15 protein-coding genes are annotated in these 16975 nt (G+C 38.2%); 1 reads left to right on the forward strand and 14 read right to left on the reverse strand.

Going from position 1 to position 16975, the window contains the following annotated elements; genetic code table 11:
- Positions 1-47: 47 nt before the first annotated feature.
- Both LMF89_RS00570 and LMF89_RS00575 read right to left on the reverse strand, forming a co-directional pair.
- A complete protein-coding gene (locus LMF89_RS00570) occupies positions 48-440 on the reverse strand; it encodes a NusG domain II-containing protein (RefSeq protein ID WP_229533395.1) in 393 nt (130 codons plus the stop codon).
- Between the two features lie 70 nt (positions 441-510).
- The gene (locus LMF89_RS00575) at positions 511-1386 is read right to left on the reverse strand and encodes a LysR family transcriptional regulator (protein ID WP_229533396.1); all 876 of its coding nucleotides are present in this window, start codon (positions 1384-1386) and stop codon (positions 511-513) included.
- 103 nt (positions 1387-1489) lie between these two features.
- On the opposite strand from LMF89_RS00575, the gene LMF89_RS00580 reads away from it, so the two are divergent.
- The gene (locus tag LMF89_RS00580) at positions 1490-2485 is read left to right on the forward strand and encodes a YeiH family protein (RefSeq protein WP_229533397.1); all 996 of its coding nucleotides are present in this window, start codon (positions 1490-1492) and stop codon (positions 2483-2485) included.
- Positions 2486-2662: 177 nt separating this feature from the next.
- Here LMF89_RS00580 and LMF89_RS00585 read toward each other — a convergent pair whose 3' ends face one another.
- The 12 genes from LMF89_RS00585 to LMF89_RS00640 all read right to left on the reverse strand — a co-directional run bounded on the left by LMF89_RS00585 (position 2663) and on the right by LMF89_RS00640 (position 16632).
- On the reverse strand, positions 2663-3037 hold the full coding sequence (locus LMF89_RS00585) for an aldehyde dehydrogenase family protein (protein ID WP_369412547.1): 375 nt from the start codon (positions 3035-3037) through the stop codon (positions 2663-2665).
- Between the two features lie 79 nt (positions 3038-3116).
- Positions 3117-5492, reverse strand: coding sequence for a trans-4-hydroxy-L-proline dehydratase (hypD, locus tag LMF89_RS00590; RefSeq protein WP_229533399.1), 2376 nt, complete (start codon positions 5490-5492; stop codon positions 3117-3119).
- A 3-nt stretch (positions 5493-5495) separates the two neighbouring features.
- Positions 5496-6392 carry a trans-4-hydroxy-L-proline dehydratase activase gene (locus LMF89_RS00595; protein ID WP_229533400.1) on the reverse strand — a complete coding sequence of 299 codons (897 nt, stop codon included), beginning with the start codon at positions 6390-6392 and terminating at the stop codon, positions 5496-5498.
- Between the two features lie 44 nt (positions 6393-6436).
- Complete coding sequence (locus tag LMF89_RS00600; protein WP_229533401.1) at positions 6437-6997, reverse strand: helix-turn-helix domain-containing protein; 561 nt, start codon at positions 6995-6997, stop codon at positions 6437-6439.
- A 379-nt stretch (positions 6998-7376) separates the two neighbouring features.
- A complete protein-coding gene (locus tag LMF89_RS26090; protein WP_229533402.1) occupies positions 7377-8729 on the reverse strand; it encodes a two-component system sensor histidine kinase NtrB in 1353 nt (450 codons plus the stop codon).
- 375 nt (positions 8730-9104) lie between these two features.
- On the reverse strand, positions 9105-10391 hold the full coding sequence (locus tag LMF89_RS00610; protein WP_229533403.1) for a homocysteine synthase: 1287 nt from the start codon (positions 10389-10391) through the stop codon (positions 9105-9107).
- A gap of 293 nt (positions 10392-10684) precedes the next feature.
- Positions 10685-11965, reverse strand: coding sequence for a TolC family protein (locus tag LMF89_RS00615; RefSeq protein WP_229533404.1), 1281 nt, complete (start codon positions 11963-11965; stop codon positions 10685-10687).
- Positions 11966-12064: 99 nt separating this feature from the next.
- Positions 12065-12664: a TetR/AcrR family transcriptional regulator gene (locus LMF89_RS00620; RefSeq protein WP_229533405.1), complete on the reverse strand. Its 600-nt coding sequence runs from the start codon at positions 12662-12664 to the stop codon at positions 12065-12067.
- A gap of 73 nt (positions 12665-12737) precedes the next feature.
- A complete protein-coding gene (locus LMF89_RS00625) occupies positions 12738-13862 on the reverse strand; it encodes an ABC transporter permease (protein WP_229533406.1) in 1125 nt (374 codons plus the stop codon).
- On the reverse strand, positions 13859-14764 hold the full coding sequence (locus LMF89_RS00630; RefSeq protein ID WP_229533407.1) for an ABC transporter ATP-binding protein: 906 nt from the start codon (positions 14762-14764) through the stop codon (positions 13859-13861). Before LMF89_RS00630 ends, LMF89_RS00625 begins: the two co-directional genes overlap by 4 nt.
- Entirely contained in the window at positions 14765-15664 is a 900-nt protein-coding gene (locus LMF89_RS00635; protein ID WP_229533408.1) for an ABC transporter ATP-binding protein, read from the reverse strand.
- Positions 15661-16632, reverse strand: a complete 972-nt coding sequence (locus LMF89_RS00640; RefSeq protein ID WP_007960274.1) for an HlyD family secretion protein — start codon at positions 16630-16632, stop codon at positions 15661-15663. Before LMF89_RS00640 ends, LMF89_RS00635 begins: the two co-directional genes overlap by 4 nt.
- Positions 16633-16975 lie beyond the last annotated feature (343 nt).

Below are 16975 nucleotides of genomic sequence, written 5' to 3' on the forward strand. Positions count from 1 at the left end.
ATTCGGTCTGAAACTTTGGTAATTTGCGATTTAAATTATATATCTCTCTACCGTGCAATGTCATCTACATCCAGAGATTCATTTGACACTAAGTGAATCACAATGCGATAGGGCAAATTGACGACTTGTTGAGGCGGTTTGCTAATCCATCCCGTTTGTACACCGATCTGGCGGGGAGAATCATCTTGCCGTATGCGAATTTTACCATCTTGGACTTCTATAATGGCATATTCCGTGTCGCCGCCAATACGAAATTCCTCATAGTAGCCTTGCCTTAAGGTAATGGATTTAAACAACTTATTGTCCACCCGAATTTCAGCAACTGTATTGGCTTGAGCGGGAAAGAGAATCACACTAAGAATAATTCCTGTAAACGATACTACGCAAAGCATCCCAATCAGCCATTTATCACCTAATGTAAGTCCTATCTTTTTCATCATATATCCTCCAAATGGCTATTGCTATATATAGATTGTATCTAATTATTCCAAAGCGTGCAAATTTGTACCCTCATGCAGGCAGCAATAATTCAATAAGCCGCTTTAAAATAGGAGATAGATACTTATTTCGGTGATAAATAACACTAAATTGTCTTTTAAAAGACACCCCTTCTATTTCTATGATAGCAAGTTCTCTTCGCTCTATTTCCTTTTGCACAGCCATCCATGATATAACCGAAACCCCCAGACCAATTGACACAGCATTCTTTATGCTTTCTGCATTATTATAAACACCAATAATATTCCAGTTTATTCCTCTTCCTGTCATCACCGATTCAAATAAATTTCGAGTACCGCTTCCTGCTTCACGTACAATAACGTCAGCCTCTTCAAGCTCCGCTAACGTAATCTTTCCTCTTCTGCCAAAGGGGTGAGCTGGAGCGCTTACCAATACTAACTCATCTTCCATAAAAGGCATATGCAATATGCCAGATGATTGTACCTTACCTTCAACCAGTCCGATATCTAACTGATCTGCCAGCAGCATTTCTTCAATTACTGTCGTATTATTCACAGTGGATACAACTTTTACCTTAGGATTACTTTGCATAAATTCTCTTATCACACTGGGTAAAATATAAGTTCCGACAGTAACACTGGCACCGATCCGTAAGATGCCATTATCATGAATCTCCCGCATAGACTCCTCTACTTCTTGGTTTAAATTGACGATATGCCGGGCATACGTTAATAACTTTTGACCTGCAGAGGTAATAAATAACCTGCGTCCCAACCGCTCAAACAATTTCACATTATAATGTTTCTCAAGTTCAAAGATTGCCTGGCTGACGGATGGCTGGGCTATATAAAGTTTTTTGGCTGCGGCAGTCATATTGCCTTCATCGCATACACATAAAAAAACGTACAAATGTCGTAATGTCATCATAATCCTCTTACTATAGGTATTTACCTATTATTTTAATTATATTATAGTATTTTACATATTGTTCTTCAACTGATAGTATCATGCTTATCAAGGAGGAATCAATATGATCAAAAATAATCTTTTCAACAACATCATGCCAGGTGCTTTTATCGTTACTATAATAGCTATTCCAGCCTGGTTTTTGGGAACCGCAGTTCCTTTGATGGGAGGACCAATATTTGGAATTCTATTTGGTATGATACTTGCCTTTTTAAAAAGACCCGCATCTTTGAACTTTGGAATCTCCTTTACTGCCAAAAAAGTCTTACAGTATGCGATTATTTTACTTGGCTTTGAAATGAATTTGATTCATGTTTTTGCAGTCGGCAGCCAGTCTCTGCTTATTATGATTTCTACTATAAGTGCGGCACTGATTACGGCATGGCTGGTGGGGCGCTATTTACGACTTACGGGAAACGTGAACATTCTCATTGGTGTCGGAACAGCGATTTGCGGCGGGTCGGCAATTGCTGCAGCAGCTCCTGTCATTGCGGCAACCGATAAAGAAGTCGCCTATTCCATATCCACAATATTCTTATTTAACATCGCTGCAGTATTTATTTTCCCATTTCTCGGACACATCTTTAGAATGAATGATATGGGTTTTGGAATGTGGGCAGGAACAGCCATCAATGATACGTCTTCTGTAGTAGCTGCCGGCTATTCGTATAGTCAAGCGGCTGGCAACTTTGCTACCATCGTAAAATTAACCCGTACGTTAATGATTGTCCCCATAACAATTGCACTGGCTATACTTACTTCCAGAAAAGCTGAAAATACGGGTTCGTTCAGCTTTTCAAGAATATTTCCATGGTTTATTTTTGGTTTTATATTTGCGTCTATTATCAATACCATCGAATTTCTACCTTCATCCCTTTGCCTGACCCTTGCCCAAATCGGAAAGTTTTTTATCGTGATGGCCATGGTTGCGATTGGCTTGAACACCCATTTGAAACAACTTATCGGCAATGGTATAAAACCGATTTTTCTGGGATTATCCTGTTGGATTGCCGTAGCTATTGTATCTCTTGCAGTACAACATTATTTGCATATTTGGTAGCAAACTTCTGTTGTCACTAGCGCTCGCCACATTCATGAAATAAATCACAGGAGCGTCAGAAAAGACATCCGATGCCCTTTTTAAAGGAACTTTTCTTGATAATGACAAAATAGATAATAGAGTAAGAGCCTTTAACGCGAAAACGTCAAAGGCTCTTACTCTATAGTTAGGATATACTTATTTTACATTCTGATTATATTGCATATACACCACATGAGTTTGGAGATATTCTTCTAGACCATGTTTTCCATCAGCACCGCCAATGCCAGATTTGCGCCAGCCAGCATGAAAGCCTTGCATAGCTTCAAAGTTTTCTCGATTTACATAGGTTTCACCAAATTTAATCTCTTTACACGCTCTCATGGCCACATCAATATTTTGCGTATAGATGGAAGAAGTCAGTCCAAAGTCAGAATCATTAGCCAGCTCAATCGCTTCATCTAAATCTTTGAATGTAGCGATGGGCAATACAGGACCAAAGGTTTCTTTCTGCATAATATCCATACTTTGCTTGCATTTGGTAAGTACAGTCGGTTCAAAATAAAAGCCCACTCCTCTGTCACAGGTGAGGGTTCATAAGAAAAACACTGATGCGTTCTAAAAAATCTTCGCATCTTCGCGGTTCGTCATTTTAATGAAATCCCTGCTCGGTACGTTCTATGATTTCATCTTGCAGTTCTTTGCTTAAGTTATGGAAATGATCACTATAGCCTGCTACACGTACAATTAAATCTTTATACTCTTCAGGGCGCTTTTGAGCATCCAATAAAGTTTTCGAATCAATTACATTAAATTGAATATGATGTCCGTCTAAATTAAAATAGGTGCGAACTAAGGATACCATATTTTCTAAACCTTGGTCACCAGTGACAACAGAAGGGGTAAATTTCTGGTTGAGTAAGGTTCCTCCCGTCTTGATGTGATCCATTTTTGAAGCGGATTTAATAACAGCAGTAGGTCCTTTTCTGTCAGCACCTTTTTCAGGGGATATTCCTTCGGACAAAGGTTTATAGGCTTTTCTGCCATTAGGGCTTGCTCCCATCACCGATCCGAAATATACATGGCAGGTAGTCGGCAGCATATCAATACCATAAACCCCGCCTTTTCGGGTCTTTCGTCCCACAACTTCATTATGAAAAGCATTAAATCCTTCTACCATAATATCATCAGCATAATCATCATCATTGCCGTATTTAGGAGTTCGATTTGCCACTAGATTATGAATGGTATCATGACCTACAAAATCATCCTGCAAAGCCTTAAGCAGTTCCTTGATCGTAAAACGTTTCTGATCAAAAACATTGTACTTAATAGCTGACAGACAATCTGTCAACGTGCCGATGCCCACGCCCTGTATATAATTGGTATTATAAAGGGCTCCGCCTGCGTTATAATCCTTGCCGCTGGCAATGCAACCGCTGGTAATAATGGATAAGAAAGGCACTGGCATATGTTTTGCATACAAATGCTCAATAATATGATTGCCTGTAATTTTTACATTGATAAAATAATGAAGTTGTTTTTTAAAGGCTTCGAACAAATCTTCATAGGTTTTAAAATCCTCACCATAACCAGTCTTTAGACCCAGCTGTTTTTTTCCGATAGGGTCAAAACCGTTATTGAGAGTTAATTCCAATACTTTAGGCAGATTAAAATATCCTGTCAGAATGTAAGCCTCTTTACCAAAAGCACCTGTTTCCACGCAGCCGCTGGACCCGCCTTGCCGCGCATCGACAATATTCTTGCCTGCTCTTAATAGTTCTTCCACGATCGCTTCTGTGTTATAAAAAGCTGGCTGTCCCCAGCCTTTACGAGATATTTCGCAGGCTTTCTTGATGAAATTGTGAGGCGACTTCTTGCTAATCTGAACATTGGAGCTAGGCTGCAATAATCGCATCTCATCCATGGTTTCCAAGATTAAATAAGATACTTCATTGACACCGTCTGACCCATCATCCTTCACACCGCCAGTGTTAAGATTTGCAAAATCCGTATAGGTACTGCTTTCTTTTAAGGTAATGCCGACTTTAGGAGGTGCAGGCTGATTATTAAACTTTACCCATAAACATTGCAGCAACTCTTTGGCTTTTTCCCTCGTAAGAGTTCCATCCTCTATACCTTTTTTATAAAAAGGATATAAATGCTGATCCAACCGCCCAGGGCTTAACGCATCCCAAGGGTTGATTTCAGTCGTAACGCCAATGTGCGCAAACCAATACATTTGAATCGCTTGGGCAAAGGTTTCTGGTTTACGAGCAGGTACAACTTGGCAATTTGCTGCAATTTCCAGCAAGTCCGCCTTTTTATTTTCGTCTGCCTCATTTTGTGCCATCTCTTTGGCATATTGCGCATACCGCTTCCCATATGTCACAATAGCATCACAACACAGAGCCATAGCCTCTAGCTGACTTTTCTTCTCATAAGCCTGGGGATCTTCTAAAAAATCAAGAGCCCTTATCTGCTCTTGAATCTCAGCCTTAGAATCTAAAAAGCCTTTTATATACATTTTCCCGTCTGCTACTGTATGCCCAGGTCCCCTTTGTTCCATAAACTCTGTGAAAATACCACTTTCATAACACTCTAACCATTCCGCAGACATTTGCGCTAAGATATTCTTGCGCATGGATCGATTTTCCCAAAAAGGTATAATCTTTTCCCTCTGCAATTTTTTTGCTGCTTCGTCTACCTTAAAGAATATTTTATCTCTTCGATCCATAACCTCAAGGTCTTCTTCTGTATGACAACAAAGTTCTGGAAAACTAGGTGCATATTGAGGCTGTTCACCTTTCTCCCCAACAATAAGTTCTCCTTCATTAATGCACAGCGTTTTATTCTCCATAATGTGCTGAAAGGTAAGAGCTCGCAATATGGGCGTTTCCACCTTTCCTAAATGTTTTTCATAAGCCTCGGTAACCAGACGTGCTCTTTCAATGGACAAATGGGGCTCTACCGTTAGACTTTGCTTCCTAAGTTTTCGAATTCTTTCATTCATACCTCTTTGTTCCACAATTCACCCTCCAATCTGCACTTTATAATTTGCTTGTTTAAACATGGACCGGATCTCTTCCAACCTCAAATCTGTCGGTCTTTCTAATATTGGTAATGGATAATTGAGCTTTTTATACTTCCCCTGCCCCATATGGTGATAGGGTAATAAGTTGATGGAATGTATCTTAAGAGTGGCAATAAAGTCAATAATATCCTGAATCTGTTCATTCTTAGTGTTGATTCCCTCAATAAGCGGCAGCCGTAATTGAATGGCAGCATCATGATTAGATAACAGTCTTAAATTCTCTAATATTAAAGAGTTATCCCGCCCGGTGTAATGTTCGTGTTCACCAGAGTCCATAAGCTTAATATCATATAAGAATATATCAACATATTTCATAATCCGCAGAAAATTTTCACTAGGCGCATAGCCGCAAGTATCGATGACAACCGTGATGCCTTGTTCTTTACATGCCTTTACCAACGCCTCTACAAAGTCAATTTGGATCATCACTTCGCCACCAGATAAGGTCACCCCACCACCTGATTGTTCATAAAAGGGTTTATCCTTATGAATTTCTTGCATTACATCTTGTACGGTGTATTCTTTTCCGGCTATTTCTCTGGCATTCTTACAGCAATAATCAATACACATTTCACAAGCATTACATTTTTCGGCATCATAAAACAGCTGATGATTATTCTGCCAGGCAGCTTGCTGACTGCAATGCTTTTCACATTCCCCGCACCGAGTACAGCGATCTCTATTAATTAAGATTTCCGCCTTGTAACTTTGGCTTTCTGGATTATGGCACCACTGACAGGTAAGGGGACATCCTTTGAAGAATATGGTAGTGCGAATACCGGGACCATCATGTACAGAAAACTTTTGAATGTTAAATAGTAGTGCTTTTCTCATTTACTCACCTCAAACCTCTAAAAATAGGCTTTACAAAATAGGCTTTACATTTTAAAAGGATTAGGAGAACTAACGACCAGCATCCTTACCATTTTATTCGTATAATTCGCCCAATTATGAACCGTAGAGGAATTGTAATGGGCTGAATCTCCAGGGAATACCTCGATTTGTTCATTGTTGATAAAAAGAGTTAAGATTCCCTCTAACACATAAATAAACTCTTCTCCCTCATGAGCGTACTGGCTTATATCCTCCTCGCTATTAATTGGCAATAATTCTACTAATCGAGGCAGCAAGGTTTTATCAGGTGCGCCATTCGTCAGGTGATAATGAATAAATCGAGAATTCACGACTTGAAATACTTCCTTCTCATAGCTTCGCAAAACATAACTTTCTTTTTTTGTGGGACTCGTAAAAAAGTAAGTTAGATCAACCTCCAAAACTTGAGCAATTTTTTGCAGTGAGTCCGTTGCAATATTGGTCAGCCCTCGCTCTAGCTGAGATAAAAGCCCCGTAGAAAGAGTGGTTCGCTCACTAACATCCTTTAACGTCATCTTTTTTTGAGTTCGTAATTCTTTTACTTTTTTCCCAATATCTTTATTCATATTTGTGCCTGCTCTTTCTTGTTTTTAAGTTTGTAAAAAAATAAGTATTCTTCTAAGAATACTATATAACAACAGATTCTATTTTTCAATTTTTTTCATTTAAATGAACTTTATTTTATGATTATGAATAAATTAAATGTTTTATAGCTTTCGGAAGATGCTATATGAATATAATTCATTTTAATGAATTATCGTAAAAAACCTGCGCAATCTAAAAAAAACATTTTGAACCACAAAGACGCAAAGGACACAAAGGGTATTTATATTTTTTGTGCACGCCTTTGTTGTTCATAATATCTTATATTTTCCACCTATAAAACTTATAATTTTGATATAAAAAAAGATTTGAACTTTGACGGTTCAAATCTTTTCATTAATTTTATTTTTTATAAGGAAACTTAAGAGAAAACGTACTGCCTGCCGTATTTGTCTGAATATCAATAAGTGCATTATGCCTGGCTGCAATCTGATAGCATACCGAAAGACCTAAGCCTGTTCCTTTCTCCTTTGTCGTAAAAAACGGAGTGCCTAGCTTTTCCAAAACTTCCTTTGAAATTCCCTTACCTTCATCCATAACCTGCAATACAATGCAATTTTCTTCCTTAAAGGTGCTAACAACAACTTTCCCCTTATCATCCATGGCTTCAAATCCATTTTTCACCAGATTAATGAGCACTTTATGAATATCAATTTTATCTACTAAAAGGTCCGGTATGGGCTGCAGCACAAATTCGATAGAATGTCCGATTTCACTGCCCATGGCTTCCATCAGAGGTCCTATATCTTCAACAATTTTATTTAGATTCTGCATAGCGGAACCATTTACGCGATTTTTAGCAAGAGTAAGAAAATCGGTAATAATTTCATTTGCTCGATCCAGTTCACATATCATCATTGAAAACTGTTCTGCAAATCCACTAAAAATTGACTTTCTTTGCATATAGCGCAAATATCCTCGTACAGTTGTCATCGGATTGCGAATCTCATGACCGATACTAGCTGCTAACTGCCCCACGAGATTCAAACAACTTAACCTTTCAATATGTTGCTTTAACTCAATGGTTTCTGAAATATCTACAACGGTTAGGAGGAGCATATTTTGTTCATTAAACATTAGGTATTTTATATTCAATATGATCATATTTGCATTTTGTGATTTCACATTGAATCTGCATTTATAGTCTTTTACACTTTGCTGCTGGAGTAAACTCTTTCGTATATGATGGTAATCCCTTGGAGAAATCATATCTTTTAATGAATGTATACTCCACTTGAGAATGGTTTCGTGATCCTGTCCTGCCAATTTTACGAAATGATCATTTGCTGTAATAACCTTTCGCGTATCAACAGATATAAGCGCCATGGGACAGGGGCTGGAAAGAAACAACTCCCTAAATGCTTTCTCCATTTGATCTGCTTTACTACAAAACGTGCTTTTATGAATTGGTAAATTATTTTTATATCTAGTAAGCTTAGCTTTTTTTATTGATATTCGCCTACATTTACGGATTCTCTTTTCAAGTAATCCCATCTTTTCTAAAACAGCAGAATCATGATGATTTACATTGATGCACCTTAATGTAGGAACAAAGGTAATCACTTTTGTTAACTCTCGAATCGTCGAAAATAGAGCACGAAGAGTGTTCTTACTACCTTTCACCTTTACAGGTTTTTTACATCGATTTTGTGCAAAGCAATCTATACTATTTGTTTCCTTAGCGAGAACAGACACACTTCGACCCCCTTAATATAGCAACATTAAACTAAAAGAAGATGATTTAGCATTCTTTCCCACATATAAAAATTCTTATTAGTATTTTCTGATAATTTCGCTGTTAAATGTTTAATTCCTTCTAAGAATCCCCATCAAAAACTGACAAATATCTTGTTAATTAGCATAATCCTATTCTGCACTATGTAATCTCTAGGACAATTGTGCAACTCTACATTTTGTTGCTTCCTTTACGTCATTAAATTCTTCCCAGCGAGAAACAGGAGCGAAATACGACCTTACTTTAGAAATTACTAGCATAAAAGGTTAAGAATTGCCTCATTTTTAGCAATTCTTAACCTTTAGCTTTCTAATTAGTTATACTACTTATAAAATTTATAGTGCTGCAGCAAGAGCCTGCTCAATATCTGCAATAATATCTGTACTATCTTCAATACCAACTGACAAGCGAATCAGTTCATCCGCTACACCTGCTGTGGCACGCTGTTCAGGAGTAAGTTGGGAATGGGTGGTGCTCGCAGGATGGATAACCAAAGATTTGGCATCCCCCACATTAGCAAGGATTGAGAATAGTTTAAGAGCATCAATAAATTTTTTACCAGCTTCCAATCCACCTTTAATACCAAAGGTTAGGATCGCACCTGCACCTTTTGGTAAATACTTTTTAGCTAATGTATGATCCCGGTGGCTGGGAAGACTTGGATAGCTTACCCATTCAACTTGTTCATGGTTTTCAAGATACTGTGCAACGGCCAAGGCATTGTCCGTATGACGCTGCATACGTAAAGGCAAGGTTTCTAATCCTTGCAAGAATAAGAAACTATTGAAAGGACTTACCGCTGCCCCGAAATCACGCAAGATTTGGATACGCAAGCGAGTGATGTAAGCCAAGGATCCTAATGCCTCTGTATAACTTAAACCATGGTAGCTTGGATCTGGTTCTGACAACGAAGGAAATTTACCGTTAGCCCAATTGAACTTACCACTATCAATAACCAAACCACCCATGGAAGTTCCATGTCCCCCAATAAATTTAGTAGCAGAATGAATTACAATATCAGCACCAAATTCGATAGGACGAGAAAGGTAAGGTGTAGCAAAAGTACTGTCAATCAACAAAGGGATACCATTTTCATGAGCAATCTCAGCTACTTTTTCAACATCGAATACGTCAATTTTAGGATTCCCTATGGTCTCTGCAAAGACAGCTCTCGTCTTATCCGTAATCGCTTTACGAAAATTTTCTGGATCACTAGGATCAACGAAAGTTACCTTAATTCCAATACGAGGTAAAGTATAGGCAAACATATTATAAGTACCACCATACAAAGTGGAAGAACTAACGATTTCATCCCCAGCTTGAACGATATTTAATATTGCTGCATTAATCGCAGCATGACCGGAGGCAAAAGCAAGGGCTGCCACGCCGCCTTCCAAAGCTGCAATCCGCTTTTCTAACACATCAGTAGTTGGATTCATAATACGAGTATAAATATTACCAGATTCTTTTAAACCAAATAAATTAGCACCATGCTCACTATCACGAAAATTGTAGGATGTGGTTTGGTAAATTGGCACTGCCCTTGAACCAGTTGTTGGATCAGGTTCCTGTCCTCCGTGTACTGCCACTGAATCAAAACGTAAATTTTCTGGTAAAGCCATATTTTTATACCCCTTTCTATTCACATATATGTGTTTTTATACAACAATTGATTAACCTGGTACAAGAGACCTAAAAGTCCATATACATCTTCTTAATTGCCTTAAAAGTATTTTCGTGCCTTGCCAATTAAAAAGAAAAAGACTAAAGAAAGCCCTCTTCAGGAATTTCTTCAGCCTTCAGTTTGTCTGATCAGCTATAATATTGTTTAAATAATATCATAGCTCTATATTCTCGTCAATAGATGGCCTACTATTTACCAGGGCATGCTCATGAAAAATCCATAAATAATGACTTATTCAGCAGGTACTCCCATGGCTTTTATTAAGTTGGCTTTGCTGGTATTAAAATCATACATAGCTTGAATATAATTAGTTTTAGCCGTGGTCAAAGCTACTTGCGCATCAATAACATCAACATTTGTACCTACTCCAGCACTATAGCGAACTTGCTGAATCTTAAAATCTTCTTCTGCTTGCTCTACCGTTACTTGAGATGTACTGATGCGTTTTTCTGCTTCTACCATATTTAGATAGGCCTGACGTACATCTAATTGAACACTATCTTTTGTCTGTCTAGCCTGTTCTAATGCTTTTATTAATCCAGAATCAGACTGTTTGACTTTAGCATTTGTCACACCAGAATCAAAAGGTGTCCAAGTAGCTAGCAGTCCAACAGACCAATTATTATTATCAGCACCGGGAAAATCTCTATCGTGCCAGCCTGTCTTAGCTGTTGCACTAATATCCGGCAACCTCCCACCTTTGGCATATTTTATAGTTTCTTTTGCCACATCAATATTGTAATCTTCTTGAATGACTTCTGGTCGATGACTCAAAGCATAATTAATACTTTCTATTAGTGATAAAGTATACGTTTCATGTTTTAATTCATCTTTTAATTGCACTTCTGTCGCTAAAGGCAGCCCTACTACATTATTCAAGCTCGAAACGGCCAAGTCATAGTCATTTTGCGCTTTAATCAATTTTTGTTGGTTATTCGCTAATTCCACTTTGGAACGCAGTACATCCGACTTAGCAACAGTGCCTACACTATATTGAGACTGAACATTCTTCAAATGAGCTTCCATCTGATCTACAGCTTCTTGGCTGACTTTTACCGTATTTTTCGCTGCCAGAATTGTAAAATAATCATTGGTCACATCTAGTTTTATCTTTTGCTTGCTTTGCGCTACCACTGAATCAGTAACTTTTAATTTAAGCTTGGCTGTTGCAATATCGCTTTCTGTTTTGCCACCACTGTACAGATTTAATTTTAAAGAAATAGAATTAACAAAATCCGTGTCACTATCTGCACCTGAGTGGGCTAAATTATCACTGTGCTCCAATGTCAAGGCAGGTAATTTGCCACCCTTGGCTATATTTATCTGCAGCTCTGCACTTTTACGATCCGCATCAGCTATCTTAATGGCAGGATTGCTGTTTAAAGCCATTTTAATACTTTCTTCTAAAGATAGCTCTACAGGTGCTGCAAATGCCACCACCGTATTTATCGCTAAAAATCCGCTCGCTAGCGCTGCCACTAGATGTTTTTTCCAATTAGGCTGCTTAGTCATGGAAAAAAATCTCCCCCTTCATGAAATCTAAGTAGATGGAACAGGTTTTAGACTCTCATCTACACCTTAATGACCTCTTATGACCTTACTGGATTGATTCTATTTCTTTATACTGATACCATTTAGATAAATCCTGAGTGCTTGACTAATATATTCTTCGTCAGAGCACTCCGAAAAAACGATAAATTCCTTTATAACAGGTGTTGTAAGAAAGTAAAAATTCAGTATCCCTGCTAGGGATACTGCTGCATAGCTAAGATTTAGATCAGTAGCAAAATCTCCAGCAGCAACTCCTTTACACAAAGAGGAGTGAACAAATTGATAAAGTTGAGAAATATATTTTTTTATTATTTTTTCACCACAGGGTGTTGGATTAGCAAGTTCACTATTTACAAACCGAGCTAAAAAGGGATGTTTTCTATGAAGTTTTACGATGTTCTGGGCATATATAGTAAGAAGCTCAATAGCATTTAGATCGTTCATCGTCTCCACTGATTTTAGCAACTTATCTACGGGCGAAAAATTAGCTTCTAACGCCGCTTGATATAACCCTTCTTTACTTTTAAAATAATAAGAAATGGCAGAACTATTAATCTGAACAGCATCCGCTACTTCGCGGATTGAAACAGCTACATATCCTTTCTTCGCAAATAATGGAATGGCTGTTTCCATTATTTTATCTGCTGTACTATATTCCATGTTAAAGCAACTCCTTAATTAACTGTTTATTGAGAGAGATTATTTCAGCTTTCTTTTCACATCAGGTATTCTACTAGGCAACCTTCTTCTGAAATTTTTTGATGCTAATTACTAGCGCAATCATTATATATATGATTAATGACAAAACTTGTGGCCATACGATGCTAAAACCCACACCTTTGAGTATGATGCTCCGCATGATCTGCAAGTAGAAGGTAAGCGGTAATATATTGCCAAGTAAATTAAAGAAGAGCGGCATGGCTTCCCTTGGAAACATAAACCCGGAAAGTAATATACTCGGTAAAAAAACAAAAAAGGACATTTGCATAGCTTGCATTTGCGTTTTTGCTACCGTAGAGATTAAAATACCTTGCGCCAGTGAGGCAATGATGAAGAAAGATGTAAGACCATAAAGTAAACCAAGACTACCGCGAATCGGCAAGTCGAATACCAAGATGCCCACTAGTATAGAAACAGTGACTTGCACATAACCAACAATACTATACGGAATAATCTTTCCCATCATAAGCTCCCAATTCTTCATGGGTGTAACAATGAGTTGTTCCAAGGTACCTCGTTCCCGTTCCCGGACAATGGCCATCGAAGTAATCATCACCATGGTCATAGTTAGAATTACCCCCATAATGCCTGGAACCATATAAAAGGCCGATACAAAATCAGAATTGTACCACGGGCGAATACGAATCTCATAAGGATTTTGTGTAGTATGTCCCGTATAGCCTTGCATTTTCTGCAGCAAAATTTTCTGTGATTTCAGTTGACCGATCAATTGAGCTGCGCTGATAGCCGAAGAGGCAGACAGCGAATCAGTTGCATCCACAATAACCTGTACAGTAGCAGTTCTACCATGCTTTAAATTCTCGGAAAAATCGGGCGGTATAATAATACCTACCTTGGTCTTTCCAGAATCAACTGCATCATTTATTTCCTGAAAGCTGTTAGCAACATATTTTATATCAAAATATTCACTAGACGTCAAAGAATTAAGTAAATCACGACTGTCTTGCTGCAAAGATTGGTCAAATACAATGGTAGGTAAATGCTTAACATCAGTATTAATGGCATAGCCAAAAAGTAAGAGCTGTACCATCGGGAATACAAGCATCATGGCCAAGGTTAACTTGTCACGTCGCATCTGGATGAATTCTTTAATCAGCAATGCTCGTAGACGCTTCATATTTTCATCTCCTTACGCTTAGATTTCACCAAATACACAAATACATCTTCCAATCCTGGCGTGATTTGTTTGTAAGGGAAAGCTGCAATTTGAGCCAGTTGATCTTCCTCAAGCAGAATATGTAAACTGGCACCAAAAGGATAAATATCGAGATACGGAATGCTGCTGGCCATCACAGTCTCTAATAATTCCATGGGCTCATGAGTAGCAATACGCACCAATACACCTGGAACCATCTTTATGAGTTGCGACGGAGTACCATTTGCAATTAAGTTTCCTTCAAATATAAATCCAATCTCATCGCAATGCTCGGCTTCATCCATGAAGTGAGTTGTAACCATTATCGTAGTACCTTGCGATGCTAATTTATATATAATCTCCCAAAACATACGTCTTGATTTAGGATCAACACCACCTGTTGGTTCATCAAGAAACAGAATCTGAGGGGTATGAATAATAGCGCAACCTAAGGCTAAACGCTGCTTCCAGCCGCCGGAAAGATTCACTACTAATTCATTTTGCCGATCTTCTAAGTCAGCTAAAGACAGCATTTCTTTAATTCTTCTTTCCCCTACATCTTCTGACAAGCTATACATCCCAGCATAAAATTCTAGATTTTGCTTGACGGTTAAATCATCATAAAGACTGAATTTTTGAGACATGTAGCCTATTTTATGCTTGATATCCTCACTATCATGAGCAATATCTAAACCTAATATTTTACCACTTCCTGAGGTCGGTGTCATTAATCCACACAACATTCGAATCGTAGTAGATTTACCAGAGCCGTTGGGACCCAGAAAACCATAGATTGAACCTTGTTTAATCTGCAAGGAAAGGTTATTTACGGCAGTAAAGTCTCCAAAACGGCGAGTAAGGTTTGTGAGTTCCACAGCATACATTCAAAAAACCTCCCTTGCTAGAGCGACAAAAACATCTTCCAATGTGGGCTGAATTTCTTCTAGTGTGATGTTTTCAATATTCATCTCGCCTAGCACAGATTGTATCTGTGTTGTAGCTAACGTTACGTCTTCCACTACCAAATGATATTTATCGCCGAACATGTTAATATCAAGAATCGAACATTTTTTTAAATGTTCTTTAATATCTCGGTCTTTGGTTCCTAGTTCCAGTACTTTGTAAGGATAAGCTTGGCGTAAGCCTTCCGGAGAATCACAGGAGACGATCTGACCATTGTGTAAAAAGGCAACACGTGTACAGAATTCCGCCTCATCCATGTAAGGCGTGGATACAAAAATACTTGTGCCTTCCTTATTCAGTTTGAACAACATTTGCCAAAACTCTCGCCTGGAAACGGGATCAACACCAGTTGTCGGTTCATCGAGAAAAAACAATTGGGGTTGATGCATCAAACCAGCTGCTAAAGCCAATTTTTGTTTCATGCCACCTGATAAATTATCAGCCAGGCGATCCTTGAAGGGCATTAAATTGGTAAAACCAAGGATATGGCTGGCCACAACATCAATTTTTTCTGCTGACTGACCGTATAACGCCCCAAATACTCGAATATTTTCCATGACTGTTAAATCTCCATAGAGGCTGAATTTTTGCGGAACATACCCGAGATGTTCTTTGATTTTTTCCGGATTGGCAGCGCCTAACACGGTAAGAGTTCCTGACGTTGGTGCGAGAAGACCTGCTAGCATACGGATAATCGTTGTTTTTCCGGCACCATCAGGCCCAACCAACCCGAAGATTTCACCATTCTTTACTTCTAGAGAAACACCATTTACTGCCATCCTGGTGCCATAGTATTTCGTTACATTAGTTAATGTAATCATTGGATTACCACATCTGCTGGCATACCTGGCTTTAAAATGCCTTCAGAATTATCAATATATACTTTAACATAAAATACTTGGTTAGCCCGTTCTCGTTGAGTAATACTCTGTCGTGGCGTAAATTCTGCAGTTTGACTAATTTCTTTAATGGTCCCGGAAAAAATTCGATCGGGGTAAGCATCAATATGAACATCCACTGGTTGCCCCAGTTGAATAAGACCAAGTTGCTCAGAAGAAACATAAATTTTGACCCAACAAGTATTTAGATCACCAACAGTGGCAATAGCTGAGCCAGCAGTCAAATACTCGCCATTTTCATAATTTTTGGTTAATATTACACCGTTAATCGGACTATAAATAACTGTATCGGCCAAGGTAGCACGGTCAACGTCACTGACGGCCTGCAATCTTTTTATTTCAGCTCGCTGGGCTTCAATAACATCAGGGCGGTTACCTTCTATTATCAAGCTCTGTTTTGATTGAGCGGCTAGGAGAGCATTGAAGGCTACATCATAACTGGCTTTAGCAGCATCAAATTCTTGCGCGGCAATAGCTTTTTCATGATAGAGGGCACGATAACGTTCCAAATCATTTTTTGTTTTTTCATATGTTGCCTGGGCAGATACCATACTGGCTGTAGCTTCCTTGATTTCCTGCTCTCTCGGTCCTTTCTCAAGGTCGGTTAATTGAATCCTAGCTTTAGCAAGTGCGGCCTCATCAGCAACCAACTGAGCCTCTAAATCATTGCGACGAATATGAACAATGGTTTGACCAGCCTGTACAGAATCCCCTACTTGAATCATTAACTGAGACATATAGCCATTCGTCTTGGGTACAATATCAGCAAGAGTCACTTCTACTGTACCAGTCGCAGTTATGCCCTTTTCCTTAGAAAAGTATAGTTTGTAGCTAGCAAAAGCCACCAAAGACAAGACAAGAATAGCAATGATAGGTATTTTCTTATTCATTTTTTCCCCTCCTAATAATCTTATAAGAACATTTCAATTGTCTACATAAAATCATCTTACATCTTTAAGATCTTCTAAAATGTATAGCTTTGAATCATTCTTGAGCATTGCAATAATGGTCTCAAAAATGTTTCAGTCCCTGCCTTAATGCTGATTCGATATAAAAGTAGTGAAAGCAACTAATGATTACGGAAATTTTTTTAAATTCAGTTTTTTTGGTAGTATTTAGATTAAATCAATCGATCGATTTAATCTAAATACTACCACATTTTATTTTTTTGTCAATAATTTCTTATCTACTTTTATTTATATTTAGAAATAAGCAAGATGCTCTACAAAAAAA

Source organism: Pelosinus baikalensis (assembly GCF_020819555.1).
GTDB lineage: Bacteria > Bacillota > Negativicutes > DSM-13327 > DSM-13327 > Pelosinus > Pelosinus baikalensis.